The 17669-nt window shown below is 37.5% G+C and carries 15 protein-coding genes and 1 pseudogene; 3 read left to right on the top strand and 13 right to left on the bottom strand.

Translation table 11 applies throughout. The features are described from left to right. Nucleotides 1-48: 48 nt before the first annotated feature. From AAHI02_RS02285 to AAHI02_RS02260, 6 genes are read right to left on the bottom strand one after another with little or no spacing between them, the layout of a single operon-like run. Entirely contained in the window at nucleotides 49-411 is a 363-nt protein-coding gene (locus AAHI02_RS02285) for a response regulator (protein ID WP_346985266.1), read from the bottom strand. Nucleotides 412-446: 35 nt separating this feature from the next. Then, a complete protein-coding gene (locus AAHI02_RS02280; protein WP_346985265.1) occupies nucleotides 447-1025 on the bottom strand; it encodes a chemotaxis protein CheB in 579 nt (192 codons plus the stop codon). Then, nucleotides 1025-1855: a protein-glutamate O-methyltransferase CheR gene (locus AAHI02_RS02275; RefSeq protein ID WP_346985264.1), complete on the bottom strand. Its 831-nt coding sequence runs from the start codon at nucleotides 1853-1855 to the stop codon at nucleotides 1025-1027. Before AAHI02_RS02275 ends, AAHI02_RS02280 begins: the two co-directional genes overlap by 1 nt. Next, nucleotides 1856-2221: a response regulator gene (locus AAHI02_RS02270; protein ID WP_346985263.1), complete on the bottom strand. Its 366-nt coding sequence runs from the start codon at nucleotides 2219-2221 to the stop codon at nucleotides 1856-1858. Between the two features lie 15 nt (nucleotides 2222-2236). Beyond that, entirely contained in the window at nucleotides 2237-5854 is a 3618-nt protein-coding gene (locus AAHI02_RS02265) for a response regulator (RefSeq protein WP_346985262.1), read from the bottom strand. A gap of 6 nt (nucleotides 5855-5860) precedes the next feature. Next, nucleotides 5861-7336, bottom strand: coding sequence for a response regulator (locus AAHI02_RS02260; protein ID WP_346985261.1), 1476 nt, complete (start codon nucleotides 7334-7336; stop codon nucleotides 5861-5863). 451 nt (nucleotides 7337-7787) lie between these two features. Between AAHI02_RS02260 and AAHI02_RS02255 the strand changes: the two genes are divergently transcribed. Continuing rightward, nucleotides 7788-8384 carry a Crp/Fnr family transcriptional regulator gene (locus AAHI02_RS02255; RefSeq protein ID WP_346985260.1) on the top strand — a complete coding sequence of 199 codons (597 nt, stop codon included), beginning with the start codon at nucleotides 7788-7790 and terminating at the stop codon, nucleotides 8382-8384. A gap of 71 nt (nucleotides 8385-8455) precedes the next feature. Next, on the top strand, nucleotides 8456-8785 hold the full coding sequence (locus tag AAHI02_RS02250) for a multidrug efflux SMR transporter (protein ID WP_346985259.1): 330 nt from the start codon (nucleotides 8456-8458) through the stop codon (nucleotides 8783-8785). Nucleotides 8786-8843: 58 nt separating this feature from the next. On the opposite strand, the gene AAHI02_RS02245 is transcribed toward AAHI02_RS02250, so the two are convergent. The 5 genes from AAHI02_RS02245 to gpmI all read right to left on the bottom strand — a co-directional run bounded on the left by AAHI02_RS02245 (nucleotide 8844) and on the right by gpmI (nucleotide 13641). Then, on the bottom strand, nucleotides 8844-9611 hold the full coding sequence (locus AAHI02_RS02245) for a methyltransferase domain-containing protein (RefSeq protein ID WP_346985258.1): 768 nt from the start codon (nucleotides 9609-9611) through the stop codon (nucleotides 8844-8846). Next, nucleotides 9611-10420, bottom strand: coding sequence for a type I methionyl aminopeptidase (gene map, locus AAHI02_RS02240; protein ID WP_346985257.1), 810 nt, complete (start codon nucleotides 10418-10420; stop codon nucleotides 9611-9613). Before map ends, AAHI02_RS02245 begins: the two co-directional genes overlap by 1 nt. 85 nt (nucleotides 10421-10505) lie before the next feature. Continuing rightward, nucleotides 10506-10934, bottom strand: a complete 429-nt coding sequence (locus AAHI02_RS02235; protein WP_346985256.1) for a hypothetical protein — start codon at nucleotides 10932-10934, stop codon at nucleotides 10506-10508. Nucleotides 10935-11025: 91 nt separating this feature from the next. Beyond that, nucleotides 11026-12006: an acyl-ACP desaturase gene (locus AAHI02_RS02230; RefSeq protein WP_346985255.1), complete on the bottom strand. Its 981-nt coding sequence runs from the start codon at nucleotides 12004-12006 to the stop codon at nucleotides 11026-11028. A gap of 141 nt (nucleotides 12007-12147) precedes the next feature. Continuing rightward, nucleotides 12148-13641, bottom strand: a complete 1494-nt coding sequence (gpmI, locus tag AAHI02_RS02225; protein WP_346985254.1) for a 2,3-bisphosphoglycerate-independent phosphoglycerate mutase — start codon at nucleotides 13639-13641, stop codon at nucleotides 12148-12150. A 187-nt stretch (nucleotides 13642-13828) separates the two neighbouring features. Between gpmI and AAHI02_RS02220 the strand changes: the two are divergent. Next, nucleotides 13829-14153, top strand: a pseudogene (locus AAHI02_RS02220) (translation initiation factor). 385 nt (nucleotides 14154-14538) lie between these two features. Here the strand turns inward: AAHI02_RS02220 and AAHI02_RS02215 are convergent. Together AAHI02_RS02215 and AAHI02_RS02210 are read right to left on the bottom strand one after the other, a co-directional pair. Then, on the bottom strand, nucleotides 14539-15438 hold the full coding sequence (locus tag AAHI02_RS02215) for a leucine-rich repeat domain-containing protein (RefSeq protein ID WP_346985253.1): 900 nt from the start codon (nucleotides 15436-15438) through the stop codon (nucleotides 14539-14541). A gap of 59 nt (nucleotides 15439-15497) precedes the next feature. Then, entirely contained in the window at nucleotides 15498-17639 is a 2142-nt protein-coding gene (locus tag AAHI02_RS02210; protein WP_346985252.1) for an alkaline phosphatase PhoX, read from the bottom strand. Nucleotides 17640-17669 lie beyond the last annotated feature (30 nt).

Below are 17669 nucleotides of genomic sequence, written 5' to 3'. Positions count from 1 at the left end.
AATCCCGGAAATAAATCCGGGACTTTATTTTAAATAAACGATAATTCTTTATTGTAAAAAACTTGCCACCTTTTCTTCCAGATCTTCCAGATTAAAAGGTTTGGCAACATAATCATCCGCCTGCGCCTGTTTTGCCAGAGCAACAATATCATTATTCGCCGTGACATAAATGACGGGAATATTTTTAAATTCGTCATGATTTTTCAGAAGTTTTGTTGCTTCCACCCCACCGATTTTAGGAATCCAGTTATCCATAAGAATAACATCCGGCTTGTATTGTGCCACTCTTTCCAGAATATCGTGCGAGGTTTCGGAAATTTCCACCTGATAACCATTTTCTTCAAAAATGATGCTGATCACTTCAAGAATTGTTGTGTCGTCATCAAAAATCAGGATTTTCTTTTTATTCATATTCTTACGTAATTGTTAGGGATTTTCTTTATTTATTATAATTGATTTATGTATTTTGGGAGATCTTCCGGTTTAATGATGAGGTCATATTTCACTTCCTGAATGGCATGTTTCGGCATGTAATCAACCTCTGCGGTTTCGGGATCCTGGATCCATACGGTTCCGTTATTCTTTTTTATATAAGATAAACCTTCTACACCGTCGGCATTGGCTCCTGAAAGAAGTACGCCGATAAGATTTTCGCCATAGATCTCCGCCGCCGATTTGAAAGTAACATCAATTGACGGTCGGGAATAATTCATCTTTTCTGAACTGTCCAGCGACATTGTTTTTTTATCTTCAAAAAGCAGGTGATAATCTGCAGGGGTAATGTATATTTTATTGGATTCAATTTCCGTTTTATCGTCAATTTCCACCACCTCGACTGGTGAAAGCTGCTGAAGCAGTGCCTGAAGAATATTATTGGAATGCGCCTTACGATGCAAGACCAGCAAAACAGGAACTGCAATTTTATCATTCAGTTTTTTAATCATTTCAATAATTACCTGAAGACTCCCCGCAGAGCCTCCGATAATTATCAGTTCGGTATTTATATTTTCTTTGTTCAATATCATTAATTATGATCCAATTTTTTCCAGATTCTCTGATCGTCGATCTGATGATAATTTTCATCTAATTTAGAAAATCTTAGTGTTTCTTTCGCTCCTAATGCCAAAAAACCTAAATTTTCTAAGCTATTATCAAATAAACGGAATACTCTTTCCTGAAGACCACGATCAAAATAGATCAGAACGTTTCTGCATACAATCAGCTGAAAGCTGTTGAAAGAGCTGTCTGAAACCAAATTGTGTGTAGATAATATGAGCTTTTCCTGTAAACTTTTATCAAATTTTACACTGTCATAATTTGCGGTATAATAATCTGAAAAATCTTTTTTTCCTCCTGATAAAATATAATTTTCAGAATATAGTTTCATCTGCTGCAATGGGAAAACTCCTGCTCTGGCCGTTTCCAGAACTGAAGGATTGAGGTCTGTTCCATAAATAAGAGATTTATGATAAAGGTTGGCTTCTTTCAGTAAAATAGCGATCGAATAAGCTTCTTCGCCCGTCGAGCAGCCGGCGACCCAGATTCTTATCAATGGATAGGTTCCCAGCTGAGGAAGGATTTTCTCTCTTAAAGTCTTGAAAAATAGCGGATCACGAAACATTTCCGTAACATTAACCGTGATTTCCTCTATGAAACGTTTCAGGTATTCCGGATCGTTCAGAATGGTATATCGCAGTTCTGCAAAGCTGGTAAACCTGTCTATCAGGCAAATACGATTTACCCTGCGTTTAAACGACGCTCTGCTGTATTCGGAAAAATCGTAGCCATACATATCATAAACATCTTTAATCAAGTATTCTACCTCTTCATCTTTTATGATACTAGGCTCCAGCATTTACATTAGTTTTTCAATAGCATTTATTAACTGATCCACATCTATCGGTTTCGATACATAATCCTGAGCTCCGGCATCAAGACATTTCTGACGGTCTTCGGGCATAGCCTGCGCCGTTACGGCAATTACCGGAATTCCACTGATAGAAGGTGTATTTCTTATTATCCTTATCGCTTCGTAACCGTCCATCTCCGGCATCATCATATCCATAAGCACAGCGGTGAACTGATTGTCTTTCTTCAGAATATCAATAGCTTCCTGGCCCATTGTACAGCTTTCGATCTGATATCCCCTTGATTTCAGGGTCAGTTTTAGAGCAAATATATTTCGCGGATCATCGTCCACAATTAAAACTTTTTTGTTCATCAGAATTTTAACTGTTTAAATTTCATATAACCAAACTCTAAGTAAGGATAATAGCTGATCGATATCCACCGGTTTCGAAATGTAGTCCGAAGCTCCTGCAGTGATGCATTTTTCACGCTCTCCGATCATCGATTTTGCAGTGATGGCAATAATCGGTAATCTTGTAAACATCGGCATTTTCCTGATCTGCTTTATTGTTTCGTATCCATCCATTTCCGGCATCATCATATCCATTAAAATAACGTCTACGTCAGGATGTTCTTTAATTTGCTGCAATGCATGCTTTCCGTCCATGGCAACTACTACTTCCACTTTGTATTTCTCCAGAGCTTTTGTCAGAGAGAATATATTCCGTACATCATCATCGGTGATCAGTATCTTTTTTCCGCTTAAGACTTCTGTTAAAGATCCTAACGTTTTATTCCTTACTGTTTCAGTAGAATTATTCTTTTCTTCTACTAGATGTAAAAATAAGCCTACTTCATCTAAAATCCTCTGATAAGAATGCGCTGTTTTTACCACGATAGAATCAGCGTACTGCTTTATTTTTAATTCTTCTGATTTAGACAAATTCCGTTCCGTAAATATAATGATCGGAAGATTTTCCAGACCGTCATAGCTTTTTATGGATTCAATGATTTGATATTCATCTCCTTTTAATGATCCTATATCAAGAATTACACAATCTACGTGATCGGTAGTGAGTGCTTTAACGCTATCCTCAACATTGTTTTCTACCGATAATGAGATGTTAAAATTGCCCAGAAAATAAGAAAGCGCACTAGCATGTCTGGCATTTTCTTCAACGATTAAAACTTTCTGCGGAGATTTGCGGATGACTTCTTCAATTTTTCTGAATACTTCGGTCATCTGATCCAGCGCTACAGGCTTATTGATAAAGTCGATAGCACCTTTCATCAGGCTTTCTTTTTTCACATGCAATACAGACATCATATGCACCGGAATATGCTTGGTTTCAGGGTTTGATTTAAGCTCATCCATCACCTGCCATCCGTCTTTTACCGGAAGCTGTACATCCAGGAGAATAGCATGCGGACGGTACTGTAATGCAGCCGGAAGACCATGATCCCCCCTTACGGCTACCACTGCTTTATAATTCTGCAGATGAGCATACTTTAACAGAGCTTTTGCAAAGTTGGTATCATCTTCGATAATTAAAATCACCTTGTCACCATCCCGGATATTTTCCCTGTCGTCATTTACATTTTCAGGGATTTTCAGATCATTGATCGTATTGTAATACTCTTCTTCGCCATCATCAAGAATATTTTTAATTTCCACTACATCTTCACGAATAATATCTACCAGGTCCTGATCTGTTTCTATGTGTTCAATTTCAGATTCAGCAATCGCTTTTACTGGAATGATGAGGCTGAATTCACTTCCCTCACCCACTTTACTTTCCAGATTCAACTCTCCTCCTAAAAGTCGGGCAATTTCCCTGCTGATTGATAATCCAAGGCCTGTACCTCCAAATTTTCTTCTCGTAGAACCGTCTGCCTGCTGAAATGCTTCAAAAATAATTTTCTGCTTATCTTCTGCAATGCCTATTCCGGTGTCTTTCACGGAGAAAATAATAAAATCTTTCTTCCTGGGATCTTTCTTAATATGTAAACTAATGCTTCCTTGCGTTGTAAACTTCAAAGCATTTGACAATAAATTCCTTAGCACCTGATCTACTCGTAAGCGATCGGTTTCAATGGCTGGCTGTAAATCATTTTCGATCTGTATGTTAAACTGAAGCCTTTTTTCCTGAAATACCGGGTTGAAGAGGTTTTTTAAATCTTTAACAATATCATCAACAATCACCTCCTGGTATTCCAGTGTCATTTTACCTGATTCAATTTTGGCAAGGTCGAGAATCTCATCAATTAGTGTCAGCAAGCTGCTTCCCGAACTTTGGATTACTTTTGCCGATTCGATCTGGTCTTCATTTAAATTCTCTTCCGGGTTTTCGGCCATCAGACGGGATAAAAGCAAGATTGAATTCAGCGGTGTACGCAGCTCATGAGACATGTTCGCCAAGAACTCCGACTTATATTTAGTACTCAGCGCAAGCTCTTCTACTTTTTTCTGGATCTCATTGTTGCGTTCAGCAATCAGGTGATTTTTTTCTTCCAGTAATCTTGATCGTTCTTCCAGCTCGGCATTCGCCTGCATCAGCTCTTCCTGCTGTACTTTAAGCTCTTCCTCGGAAGCCTGTAATTTTTGGGTCTGTGCTTCAAGTTCTGTATTAAGGTTCTCAAGTTCAGAATGCTGCACCTGCAACTCTTCAGATTGTGCCTGGGTTTCTTCCAGAAGCTGCTGCTCTTTTTCACGGCCTTTCGCAGCGCTTAATGCAACGCCTATATTTCGGGTACATTCAACAAAATAGTTCACCCTAGTTTCATCGAAATTATTGGTAGATCCTAATTCCAGAACACCTATGACCTTGCCATCCGCAAAAATCGGGAGGAGTAATATTCCATAAATTTTGATTTTGCTGCTGGCAAATGTTACCACAAAATCATCCTCATGAAGATTATTATAAACCTGAGTTTTTTCGGTAATAAAAGCCTGACCTACCATTCCTTCACCAGGTTCGAAAATCCTTTTCATGTTGTTTTCCAGGCCTAAAGCAGCTTTTAGCTTAAGCAAACCTTCATCATAAAGATAAATTGAACCATTGATGCATTTACCGTATTCTATGATCTGATCTAATGCATTATCAGAAACTTCCTGTACAGACTTGTTTCCCATCATCGATTCATTGAGTAAAGCAAGTCCTTTCTGGCGCCAGTCGCTGGCATTAATTTTATCAAAAGAAATCTTAAGAGATTCCGTCATATTGTTCAGGGATTCTGCAAGATCACCAAGATCATCCTGAGAATTGTCTATCGCCCGTTGGCTGTAATCTCCGTTGGCTACTCGGTTGGCAATCTGCTGAATAGCACTTACCCGCCTGCTGATTTCAATATCTTTTGCCTGAAGCGCTTTTTCTAATTTATCTCTACGAATAAGGTCTGCTCTCAGCTTTACATAAAAATATGCAGTCACTACAATAGCACCGATAGCTGAAATAATAATAAATAAAACAGTTGTATTGGATGATCTGTTGAGATCTTTATTCTTCATGGCAAGCTGAACCTCCTCATACTGAACGAATTCCTGAACAAGTTTTCGGCATCTGTCCATGTAACCTTTACTCAGAAGAATCTGCTCCTGAGTCATTGTCATGCCTCTTTTCCTGTTATCTACAAAATGTTTTAGATTTGAAATATTAGTATTAACATTTCTTTCAAGCTCATGCAATCGGCTAACCTGACTTTTATCTTTAAGATCTAAATTCTTAGCTCTTTCTATAGCTTTGGGAAACTCGACAAGACTCCTGTTGAAAGGCTCCAGAAAGCTTTCCCTGCCGGTCAATTGATATCCTCTATTACCCGTTTCAGCGTCCAGTAAAGAAATTAAAACATCTTTTACTGCGGTGATGGATCTTCGGCTTTTTGAAAGACCTTCGCGATTTTCCATCTGTTTCTGTATGCTGACATAAGATGCAATGGAACTCGCAATAAGGATGACTAAAGAGAGTCCTACTCCAAACTGAAGATTTCTTATAATTTTTTTCGGCATTGAAAATTAATTTAATGGTAATGTGAAATAAAATGTAGATCCCTCATCTACTTTGCTGGAAACACCAATATTTCCGTGATGCTGCTTGATGATTTCAGAGCATATGAATAAACCTATTCCCATTCCCTGGAATTGAAGAGAAGATTCTTCCACACGGTAAAATTTACGGAAAACAGCTTCCTGCTTAAAATCCGGAATACCGATTCCGAAGTCGGTAACATTCACCTTTACTTCCTGCTCTTCTTCGTCTACAAAAGTAGTGACAATCACCTGATTGTTTTTAGGGGAATATTTAATGGCGTTTGTTAAAAAATTGATTAAAACCTGCTCAATTCGGATCTCATCAAGCGGAATAAGAATGTCGGGCTTTACACCGTCTCTTTTTATTTTAACACGACTTTCATCATGAGTCTGAAGAATAGTTTCAATCGCATTGCTGATCACATTTTCAAGATTGGTAGGCTTTTTATTTATTTTAAGTTTGCCGTTTTCGATTTTGGAAACATCCAGCAAATCTGTAATCAGCGTATTAAGCTTCTCTATCTGATCCTGAACTTTTGTCACAAATCCTGCTTCAGCACTTTCCTTATCCAGTTTTAATTTTCTTTCCAGAAGCTGAACATAAGCTTTAATACTCGTTAAAGGAGTTTTGAGCTCATGGCTTGCAATACTCAGGAATTCATCCTTTTCCTTTTCTACTTTTTTCTGGTCGTCGATATCTGTGAAAGTTCCGACCCAGTTTTTAATGGCATCGCCGTCATATACCGGAGTAACGCGAAGCAGATGATAGCGGTAATCTCCCGACTCAATATTTTTAATTCTGACCTCAAGTTCCAAAGCGATTCCTTTTTTTCTGCACCGCTCAAATTCTTCTTTAATATTGAAGTCATCGGGATGTGTTTCCGGGAATTGTTTCTCAGATTCGGAATACTGATACCATTTGCAGTTCACAAAATCTACAGATCCTTCTTTAGTCAGCGTAAAAGCAATCTGGGGCAGTGACTCCAGCATCAGATGGAAATGGTCGATCTGAGATTTCAGAGTTACCTGCGATTCTCTTCTGCCTTTTACTTCAAGTTCCAGACTCTGTTGCGTTTTTTTCAGGGCAATATTCTGCTCCTGAAGGTTGTAGAAGGTTTTAACTTTTAATAAAAGAATTTCCGGATCTACAGGTTTTGTCACGTAATCTTTACCCCCGGATGCATAACCTCGTGTTATAAATCTTTTTTCAGTATTTACCGCGGATAAGAATATAATAGGTACTTCCTTCGTTTTACTGTATCCTGCAAGGGTTTCCGCTACCTCGAAGCCGTCCATATCAGGCATCTGTACATCTAAAATAATTAAGGCATAATCATTTTTCAACGCTTTTCCCAATGCTTCCTCACCAGAATCAGCTGTATCAACCTGAAAATCTTTTGATTCCAGCAGTTTTTTCAGCGAATAGAGGTTACTTTGGTTATCATCAACAATTAAGATCATAGAAATATAGAATCAATAATTAATTATATTTAGTTTAACCTCAAAAATACTCACAAAATTCCGAATAATACTAACATTTTAGCGATTATCCGCCTGCATACCACATTAATGCGAATATATTTTTAAGGGTAAAAAAAATCTCTAAGTACGCAGCAATATTTATTCCAGTAAATCAATGTTTTAGAATAAAATTAATTGAAACTTTATATTTTGTAAATAAATTTCCTAAAAAAAATATAATTCACGGCACAGTGTTTGAATATTAGCTGACAACACTTTTTCACTTAAATATATACTTTCAAGTTTTAAACCCCTGTATTTTCGGGGGTTTATTGTTTTTGTATTTAAAATATAATTAAAGTGTACAGATTTTGCAAGGATGATTTTATAATAATTAATTTAAATAAATTAAAACAAGTTATTATCAGTATCGAATTAAAAAACTTATTATATGTTAATTGAAGAACAACTCTTATTATCATACGGAGCAGAACTTGAAGACCTTAGATCTTCTTACGTCATATTTGAGGAAAACAGCGTTCCTAAGTATTATTATCAGATCGTAAAAGGAAGAATAAAGCTTAATCATTACAATGAAGATGGTAAAGAGCTTATTCTCGCCATCCTGAATAAAGGGCTTAGTGTATGTGAATTATTATTATTTATTGACGAAACATATCCTGTAAATGCAATAGCTTTTGAAGAAACGACTGTGTTGAAATTACCGAAAAATAGTTTTGTGAGATTATTGGATGAGAATCCGCAAATTTCAAGGGATATCAATAAATTTTTGTCTGAGCGCCTGTATTATAAATACATCATGCTGGAAAACAATACTTCTCTTCGTCCGGATGTGCGGATTAAAGGCGCTTTAGGCTATCAGAAAAGCTTCAGTGCCGACGAGTCGAAGTTCTCATTTGAAGTTCCTCTTACAAGGCAACAGATTGCCTCAATTACCGCTCTGAGAGTAGAAACGGTAATCCGAACCATCAAAAAACTTGAAAAAGAAGGTTTTCTGAAAATTATCAACAGGAAAATTTATATTTAATTTTAATGTTTCCCCAACTATAACAACTGAATTGTTTTTAAATTCAGAACTTTGCAGCAGAAACTTAAAAAATGAATTGGATTATCTTAATTATTGCAGGATTGTTTGAAGTGGCCTTCGCATCATGCCTGGGCAAAGTGAAAGAAACGACAGGAACAGCCATGTACTTCTGGTTTGCAGGATTTCTTATTTCCCTTACAATCAGTATGCTTTTACTCATCAAAGCGACAGAAACACTTCCTATCGGTACGGCGTATGCGGTCTGGACCGGAATCGGCGCGATAGGAACGGTACTGGTGGGTATATTTTTATTCAGAGAACCGGTAACATTTTGGAGGATATTTTTTATAATAACATTGATAAGCTCTGTTATCGGATTAAAAGCGGTTTCTTCGCATTAAGATCATTAAAGAAAAATTTTTAAATAGAAAACGCCTCCGGCAGTCGGAGGCGTTTTTATTATTTTTTATAAACTAAGGGCAGAATTTCATTTTTTCTGAGCCCATATTTTGTAATTTCTTCCTCTGAAAACTGTTGGGAGTAAAAATTGACGTCTGTTTCAAAACCTGCTTTCTGAAGTCTGTCGAAATAATCCATTCCGTACCAACGCACGTGGTCATACTGTCCGAAATGTTTCTGACGTTCCTTAGGATCTTTGATCGTAAAATCTTCATAGGTTTTTTCCAGAGAATTCTTCATAGGAACCTGCAGAATGCCCCATCCGCCGGGACGCAGCACACGATACAATTCACTCATGGCTTTCGCATCATCTTCAATATGCTCTAAAACATGATTACAGAAAATAATATCAAAACTTTCATTTTCGAAAGGAAGATCCAAGATATCTGCTTTTACATCCACGATGGGAGAAAATAAATCCGCTGAAATATAATTCAGGTTTCTCATTCTCTTAAATTTTCTCAGAAATTCCTGCTCGGGAGCAATATGCAGAACTTTATAATTTTTAATAAAAAAATCGGTTTCATTCTGAAGATACAGCCACATCTGGCGATGTCTTTCCAGACTTAAAGTTCCAGGTGATAAAGCATTTTCACGTTGTTTTCCATATCCGTAAGGAAGAAACTTTCTGTATGATCTTCCGTCGATAGGATCAATAAAACGGTCACCTTTAAAAAGCTGATAAATGAGAGGCCTCGCCCAAATGCTTATTTTAATCAGCATAGGACGTGGAATTTTATTTAATAAAAGTTTGGCAACCTTTTTCATTAAAAATCCAATTGGAAAGCTTTTTCCTCATTACTTTCAATACCTAAAGCATCGTAAATATACTGAAACGTAGAAAGCAGCACCGGTTTTCCGTTAATTACTGCAACATCATGCTCAAAATGCGCAGATGGCTGATTGTCTAGAGTAGTCACCGTCCATCCATCATTATGAAATTTCACTTTTTCGGTACCGAGATTAATCATCGGCTCAATAGCGATTGTTAGACCATCTTTGATCACTTTTCCGCTTCCCTGTTTTCCATAGTTCGGAACCTGCGGATCTTCATGCATCTGTCTTCCTACGCCGTGCCCCACAAGTTCTCTTACGACTCCATAGCCCTCTTTTTCGCAGTGAGCCTGGATGGCATGAGAAATATCTCCTATTCTTTTTCCTCTGATGCACTGCTCAATACCTTTGTAAAGAGATTCTTTAGCGACTTTCAGAAGTTTTTTGGTTTCAGGTTTTACTTCTCCAATTTCAAATGTGTAAGCGTGATCTCCTACAAAACCATTTAAAATTGCACCACAATCTACTGATAACACGTCACCTTCTTTAATTTCTTCTTTACTTGGAAAACCGTGAACAACCTGCTCATTCGGTGAAATACATAAAGAATACGGGAAACCTCCATATCCTAAAAATGCGGGCTCTGCACCGTGATCTTTAATAAAATCATGTGCCAGTTTATCTAAATACAAAGTGGTAATTCCCGGTTTGATCTCTTTAGCCAGCATTCCTAATGTTCTGGAAACCAGTTGAGCACTCTGCTTCATCAGACGTAATTCGTCTATTGTTTTTAATTGAATCATAAATAATGTAACAATTTAAAAATTTAACAATGTAACAATCAAAAATTGGTAAACTGTTACATTGTTATATTGTTAGATTTATTCTTTACCAGAATAATCCTTTTTTCTTCTCTTTTTTAAGTTTTGAATAGGCCAAAACCTCTTTTCCCTCCACACGGAACTCTATTCTTTCCTGAATAATATTGTAGATCTCGCCCCATCCTGGAAAACCGCCTAGATTTCTGTCATCAATAAACCAGTCTGCATCTATTTTTCTTGATTGGGTTTCAGAATCAAAAACTTCACCTTCAAAACTTGAATTGACAGCATAAAAGTCAACACCGTTCTTTTGACAAAATTCTATGGCCTCATCAAGTGTTTTTCCGTGACGGTAGGTCCAGAGAATCAATCGGTATCCTTCTGACTGAAGTTTTTTTAATGTCTCAAAAGCAAAAATTTTTGCTTTACCAATCGCCGGATAGGCATCATCAACAATAGTTCCGTCGAAATCAACAGCAATTTTTTTATTATTCATTCTGTGAATTTGTTTTTAAGGATGCAAAGATACAAAAAAAGAGCGCCAAAATAATCCGGCACTCCTGAGTTTTATAATTTAATACTATTGATTAGCCTTTAACCCACTTGAATTGAAACTGCAGATCGGGCGTAGAAATCCTGTCTGTAATTTTCTGAAGTCTTCCTGGTAGTTTCATCAGATATTCCTGTGCTTTTTCTGCTTTTTCATTAAGACCTTTTACGTGTTCGATTTTCCATTCATCCAAAAGATCTTTAAGAATATTGATATAGTCCTGTCCTGTATATACCATACATCTTTGTGCAGCATCTGAAAAATGCCCCCAAAGCTCTCCGGCTTTCTGTCCGGATTGTCTCATCATGTGAGCCGGCATTACAATTTTTTTACGCATCATATCTTCAAATGCAAGAATCATTTCAGAAGGATCGATCTCAAGAATTTTCGTTACAAAATGTTTGTATGCTTTGGCATGTCTTGCTTCATCTGCAGCGATTACGCCACACATTTTAGCCAGCTTTCCGTTTCCGGACTGTTTTGCCAGAGTTCCTACTCTTCTGTGAGAAACATTGGTAGCGGTTTCCTGGAAGCTTGTGTAAACAAAATTTCTGTACGGATCCATACTTGTTCCCAAATCGAAACCATCATTGATAAGATATTGTGTTGTTACTTCCATTTCTCTCATGTTTACTCTTCCGCACAGGTAAAGATATTTGCTTAAAAGATCTCCGTGTCTGTTTTCTTCGGCAGTCCAGGCTCTTACCCAGTTGGCCCAGCCAATTTCTTTCTGTTCCTGATCTACTCCATCTACGCCCATCAACCAGGATTCATATGAAGGTAAAGCCTCTTCCGTAATACAGTCTCCAATTAATGTTACGAAAAGATCGTAAGGCATTTCACGTGCAAAAGTCTGGATTTCTTCTAAATCATATTTGAAATCTGAGCTTGATGGATCAGGAAGATAATCGGAAGGCTGCCAGATCTTTTCAATTGGCGTTAAAAATTTATCCAGAAAAGAGCCTACTTCCTTTTCCAAAATTCCCATTACTTCTTTTCTTACAAGCTTTTGATACATTCTTTAAATTTAGGATTAATTTGCAAATTTAGAGTTTTATTTATTATTTAAAACATAATAATCTGTTAATTCTTCTGATATTCATCATAAAAATTGCCGCTATATAAAATATAACGGCAATTTTAACGTAATATTATTATTTTAGCTGATTAATATATCACCTGTCATAATCTCAGGAATCTCTATATCCATTGCTTTTAAAATAGTTGGTGCCACGTCTCCAAGTTTACCGGGCTTCAGATTCCAGGTATGGTCTTTATCCATCACGATAAAAGGAACCAGATTCGTGGAATGCTGCGTATTTGGTGTACCATCCGGATTAATCATCACGTCAGAATTTCCATGATCTGCAAGAATGAAAACCACATAATCATGTTCATAAGCAGTTGTCGCTACTTTTTCAATGCATTTATCTACCGTTTCCGCTGCTTTTACAGCCGCTTCAAAAACACCGGTATGGCCTACCATATCAGTATTGGCAAAATTTAAACAGATAAAATCTGCTGTTTCATTTTCCAGCTCAGGAACGATGGCATTCGTAATGTCGTAAGCAGACATTTCAGGTTTAAGATCATAAGTCGGAACATCCTTCGGACTTGGGCAAAGTAGTCTCTTTTCTCCATTGAAAGGTTCTTCTCTTCCTCCTGAAAAGAAGAACGTTACGTGAGGATATTTCTCTGTCTCTGCAATTCTGATCTGAGTTTTATGATTTCTTTCCAGAATTTCGCCCATTGTTTCATGAAGAACTTCTTCATCAAAAACTACGTGTACATCTTTAAAAGTTTTATCATAATTGGTTAAAGTCACATAATACAGCGGCAGTTTTCTCATAAAATATTCCGGATGATCTTGCTGCGTAAGTACTTCTGTGATCTCACGCCCTCTGTCTGTGCGGAAATTGAAGCAGATCACGACATCATGATCAGTGATTTTAGCTACCGGAACAACATTTCCAATCGCTGTAGAATCGATCATAATGATCGGCTTCATAAACTCATCGGTAATATTTTCATCATAAGACTTCTGAATTTCCAGTAATGCATTGGTCGTCTGAGCTCCTACTCCTTCTACCATCGCATCATAAGCAATTTTTACACGTTCCCATCGCTTGTCTCTGTCCATTGCGTAATATCTTCCCACCACAGTAGCCAGTTTACCAACGGTTTTTTCCATGTGATTCTGAAGATCTTCAATAAATCCTTTTCCGGAATGAGGATCACAGTCGCGGCCGTCTGTAAAAGCATGAACAAATACATTTTCATGTAAACCGAATTCATGAGCCGCGGTTAAAAGACCTTTCAGGTGGTTGATGTGAGAATGCACCCCACCGTTGGAAACCAGACCTATAAAATGTACTTTTTTATTTTCTCTTTTAGCATATTCAAAGGCATCCTGAATAACTTTCTGCTGACCCAATGATCCATTTTCAACAGCCATGTTCAGCTTTACAAGATTTTGGTAGACTACTCTTCCTGCACCCAGATTCATATGTCCTACTTCTGAATTTCCCATTTGTCCTGCAGGTAAACCTACTGCCAGTCCGCTTGCTTCCAGTGTGGTATGTGGAAAATTTTTAAGACAGTTATCTATAAATGGAGTGTTTGCTTTGTCAATGGCTGAAACGTCCGGATTCATTCCCAATCCCCATCCGTCGAGGATGGCTAATATTGCTTTTTTTCGACATTTTGTATAAACTTTTGTATTACAAATTTATCTATTTTGAAATGAATTTAAGAATTGAAGGGCTTAAAATTTGTTTAAAATCAATTTCCGCAGGACCTTAGCGGAGAAAGTTTAGATAAATATTTATTAATTTTGCGATATGGATTTAAGAGATCAATTGAAAAACCTTTTTCCTGAACATGAGGAGCAGGATTTTGAAATGCCTGAAGAGCAATTCAAGCAACAAGAGCCTTTGGTTTGCAAATTTGAAAAGAAAGGCAGAAATGGTAAACCGGTAACGATCGTTGAAGGCTGGGAAGGCAGTGAGGAAGACCTTAAGAAAATATCAAAAAAAATAAAAACCACCTTAGGAATAGGTGGTTCTGAAAAGGATGGGACGATTATTATTCAGGGGGGATAACCGTGATAAAATAATGAATATCCTTAAAGAAATGGGCTATAAAACCAAAAGAGTCGGCGGATAGGTTTGTTTTACTACAGCCTTGTTTCAAACGCAAGGATCGCAAGGATTTGAATTGAAATGATTGCGTATATTTTTGATCGCGGAGGCACTTCGTTCAGCAAATGATAGCAGAAACTTTGAAATCAATTGAAATTGAAGACTTAGATGTAATTAAATACGAGTACGAAAAAATTACGAAACTTATACTTATAGATTTCCGCAAGCATTGTGTTAAAAACGATTCTCAAATCTTGCCTTCATACTTTTACAAATCACTCGCAAAAGCTTATTTTTTTTATATCATTTGCTGAACGAAGTGCCCTTGCGAACGGATTAACAGTTAGTCTTTATAAGAAATTCTTTGCGAACATCGCGTTAAAAACAATTCTCAATTTTACAGATCATGGTTAAAAATAAATCTGCGTTTCCGGCATTATTCTTTTCAGGTTTTCAATAGTTGATTTATCCATAGGATTGCCGATCAATATCAGTGTTTTCAGGTTTTTCAGCTTTGAAAATTCTTCCGGGAGATCTTTCAGATTATTATTCGCCAGATTCATGCTGACCACATTTTTCAATCCTTTTACTTTTGGTGAAATTTCCTGAATATTGTTCTGACTTACATTTAAAAACTCAAGATTTTTTGATCTGAATAAACCGTCAGGAAGCTTTCTGATGGAATTCTGCTGTAATTCCAGATATTTTAATTGCTTCGGGAATTCAAGTTCTCCCAGATCGTTGAGCTGATTGGATGCGAGATTTAATGATTTTAAATTTTTAATTTGATCAAGGTCTTTCGCAATAAAACTGATCTGATTCCCCTGTAGATTGATTTCTTCCAGACTTGGAATTTGTAATAAAGCTTCCGGAAAAACATTAAGATTATTGGCATCAAGATGAATAACTTTTAATCTTTGAAGTTTCGCCAGGTTCGGGTTAATGCTTGTCAGGCTGTTTAAATTAATCGAAAAGCTTTCCAGCTTCTGAAGTTCTGCAATTTCATCCGGAATATATTTGATGCTGTTTTCATTCAGATTTAAGATCGATAATTCTTTCAGTTTAAAGATCGATTCATCCATTTTTTCAAGTTTGTTTTCCATTAAATTCAGAAAGAATATGGAATTCAGTTTTTGGATATCAGCCGGAAGATTAAAGATCTTTTTACCCCTGAAGCTCATACTGTAAATTGTCTTACCACTTTTCAATGCGTCATCAATATTGGTGTAGGTAGGATATTTTACAGGGTCAATCTGTGCCTTTGCCAGTGAAAGGAAGAGTAGCGAAATAGAAAAAAATAACTTTTTCATAGAATAGAAAAAGCTACCGGCAACACAATATTACCGGCAGCTATATAAATATTAATAATCTATTTTTTCAACAATTTTACCGTCTGTTGGAATCCTCCTTCCGCTTCGATGTTTAAAATCAAAACTCTTGAGGCTTCAAGCTGCTTCGTAAAATCAAGATCAAGCATTTTGTTCAGCCCTGAATATTTCTGGGTGAAAACAATCTTACCATCTATGCTGTAAGCTGTTACCGCAATATTCTTTAAGCCTTTCGGAGAATTGATTTTCACGATTCCTGAGGTTGGATTTGGTGCAACAGTTACTGTATTTTCTGCATGGGTATCGATAGCTCCTAATGTTCCCTCTGTTCCCAGATTGTTTTTAAGGGCTACGACAATCGTTGCAGATTTTCCTCTGTAATCAACTGTATTTCCGGTAGCATCAATATCTGTAGAAATGGTAGAATCCGGATGCTGAATAGAGAAGAATCCGAATTTATGATCCGGTGTAAAGGTAAGACCTGTCGGCTCCGAACCTGCCGGCATGGAAGCAAACAATTTCACTTTAGGATTGGCCTGTGTATGATCCGGTGCCACTACCCAGATGTAGTTTTTACCACCATCCTGAAGCACCCAAAGGTTTCCAAGTTCATCAAACGTAAGGTTGTCGTTTCCGTCTCCCCAAGCTTCTGTTTTTGTTCCCTGAGCAGTTTCAAAAGAATAGTTGGTAGTAAGACCTCCCACGAAAGTTTCCACCTGTGAAGCGGTAGTTCCGTCATCTTTTAATCTATATACTTTATTCAACCCTTTAGCGGTAAAATAAATTTTCCCGTCAATCGGACTGATATCCACATCTTCAACACCATTGAAAGACGTTCCAAGAGATGCTGCTAAAGATGCTGTGCTGTTCTGATCGGGTTTTGTTTTATTAGGAACCTGAACCCATGTTGCCGTCGTTGCTACAGGATCTCCCCCGCTTAATCCCTGATCAAGTTTCAATACATAAAGGTTTCCTGAAGAAAGGTTATTCGGTGTATCCATTACATATTTATATACCATGTGCGTACCGCCGTCTTCACCGTAATAAGCTGTTGTTCCGGCATTGTTGATTACTACGTTCTCGTGATTCATAATACCCATCTGCCAAAGTTTTCCTTTGGATCCGTCGGCGTTTTGAGAAATCACCTGAGCTGTTACAGGATCAATTTCTACCAACCATCCGTAATCTTTCATTCCGTCTGCATTCACGTCATTGGAAGTCGTCTGCTCTTCTGCCGTTACGATGGTTCCCCAAGGGGTAACACCTCCTGAACAGTTTCTGATCGTCTGTACAAGGCTCGGTGCAGAGAAGCTTACCGCTCTGGATCTTGTCAGCTGCCAAAGTTTAGTCGTCGCGTTATAATTAATTTCCGCCATGGTAACTCCTCCCGGATTTGTCTCATGGTTTACGGAAAGATAACCGTTGGTACTGCTTGAGTTTTTAGCGACATATCCCGTGAAGTCATTCTGTCCGCCCACTAATCCTCCTCCTTCTGTATAGTTGTCTCCTTCTTTCAGGATCAACTGATATTTATGTTCGGTAGGGATAATCAGTTTATTTGTCTGAGCTGTCGGTACAATAGACGTGAAGCAGCTGATATGGGTAGCGTTACACGAAACAGGATTAACCGTAGTGGTTGTTTTCAGGTAAGCATCCACTCTTAAATCTGAGCTGTCTGCCCCTCTGTTGTGAAGCTCTATAGAAATCCTGTTGGTTCCGTTTACAAATTTAGATTTAGGAATGGTAAAAACGTTGTAAACATTTTCTGCAGAACCGCTGATGATGGTGCTTGACCAAGTGGTAAAATCAATAGTTCCTGAAGGCATGTTGTCTCTTACTACCTCTTCCCCGTTAAGGTACACAATGATCCCGTCATCTCTCATTACGCCCAACTCCATGTCGTTAGACAGGTCATTAAGATTTACGGTGAAATCTTTAGCAAAATAAGCGGTGATAAGCCCGTTAGCAGTAGTTGTTGTTACAGGATCGCCATATCCTAATGGTCCGTTACCTTGTGACCATGCAGATACGTCGTAATTGGCATTTTTCCATTGTGAAGCCAGCGCGGTATTGGTGTCATTATACTTCCAAGAAGAATTCTTGTTGAAGATAAAAGTCTGGGCATTCAATAAAGAACCCGTGACCATTGCAAGAGCTGCAACTGTTAGTAGTTTTCTTTTCATTTTAAATTTCGATTTATTAAGACGTAGCAA

Origin of the sequence: Chryseobacterium sp. POE27 (assembly GCF_039727685.1) — a bacterium.
Classification (GTDB): Bacteria; Bacteroidota; Bacteroidia; order Flavobacteriales; family Weeksellaceae; genus Chryseobacterium.
The sequence above is the reverse complement of the archived record's forward strand: the minus strand, read 5'-3'. Positions and strand labels throughout refer to the sequence as shown.

Bases quoted from the DNA above. Each gene is read 5' to 3' on its own strand.
- AAHI02_RS02265 (WP_346985262.1), bottom strand. From the start codon at position 5,854: ATGCCGAAAAAAATTATAAGAAATCTTCAGTTTGGAGTAGGACTCTCT.
- AAHI02_RS02255 (WP_346985260.1), top strand. From the start codon at position 7,788: ATGTTAATTGAAGAACAACTCTTATTATCATACGGAGCAGAACTTGAA.
- AAHI02_RS02210 (WP_346985252.1), bottom strand. From the start codon at position 17,639: ATGAAAAGAAAACTACTAACAGTTGCAGCTCTTGCAATGGTCACGGGT.
- AAHI02_RS02260 (WP_346985261.1), bottom strand. From the start codon at position 7,336: ATGATCTTAATTGTTGATGATAACCAAAGTAACCTCTATTCGCTGAAA.
- AAHI02_RS02280 (WP_346985265.1), bottom strand. From the start codon at position 1,025: ATGATATTGAACAAAGAAAATATAAATACCGAACTGATAATTATCGGA.
- AAHI02_RS02275 (WP_346985264.1), bottom strand. From the start codon at position 1,855: ATGCTGGAGCCTAGTATCATAAAAGATGAAGAGGTAGAATACTTGATT.
- AAHI02_RS02245 (WP_346985258.1), bottom strand. From the start codon at position 9,611: ATGAAAAAGGTTGCCAAACTTTTATTAAATAAAATTCCACGTCCTATG.
- gpmI (WP_346985254.1), bottom strand. From the start codon at position 13,641: ATGAATCCGGACGTTTCAGCCATTGACAAAGCAAACACTCCATTTATA.
- map (WP_346985257.1), bottom strand. From the start codon at position 10,420: ATGATTCAATTAAAAACAATAGACGAATTACGTCTGATGAAGCAGAGT.
- AAHI02_RS02235 (WP_346985256.1), bottom strand. From the start codon at position 10,934: ATGAATAATAAAAAAATTGCTGTTGATTTCGACGGAACTATTGTTGAT.
- AAHI02_RS02215 (WP_346985253.1), bottom strand. From the start codon at position 15,438: ATGAAAAAGTTATTTTTTTCTATTTCGCTACTCTTCCTTTCACTGGCA.
- AAHI02_RS02270 (WP_346985263.1), bottom strand. From the start codon at position 2,221: ATGAACAAAAAAGTTTTAATTGTGGACGATGATCCGCGAAATATATTT.
- AAHI02_RS02230 (WP_346985255.1), bottom strand. From the start codon at position 12,006: ATGTATCAAAAGCTTGTAAGAAAAGAAGTAATGGGAATTTTGGAAAAG.
- AAHI02_RS02285 (WP_346985266.1), bottom strand. From the start codon at position 411: ATGAATAAAAAGAAAATCCTGATTTTTGATGACGACACAACAATTCTT.
- AAHI02_RS02250 (WP_346985259.1), top strand. From the start codon at position 8,456: ATGAATTGGATTATCTTAATTATTGCAGGATTGTTTGAAGTGGCCTTC.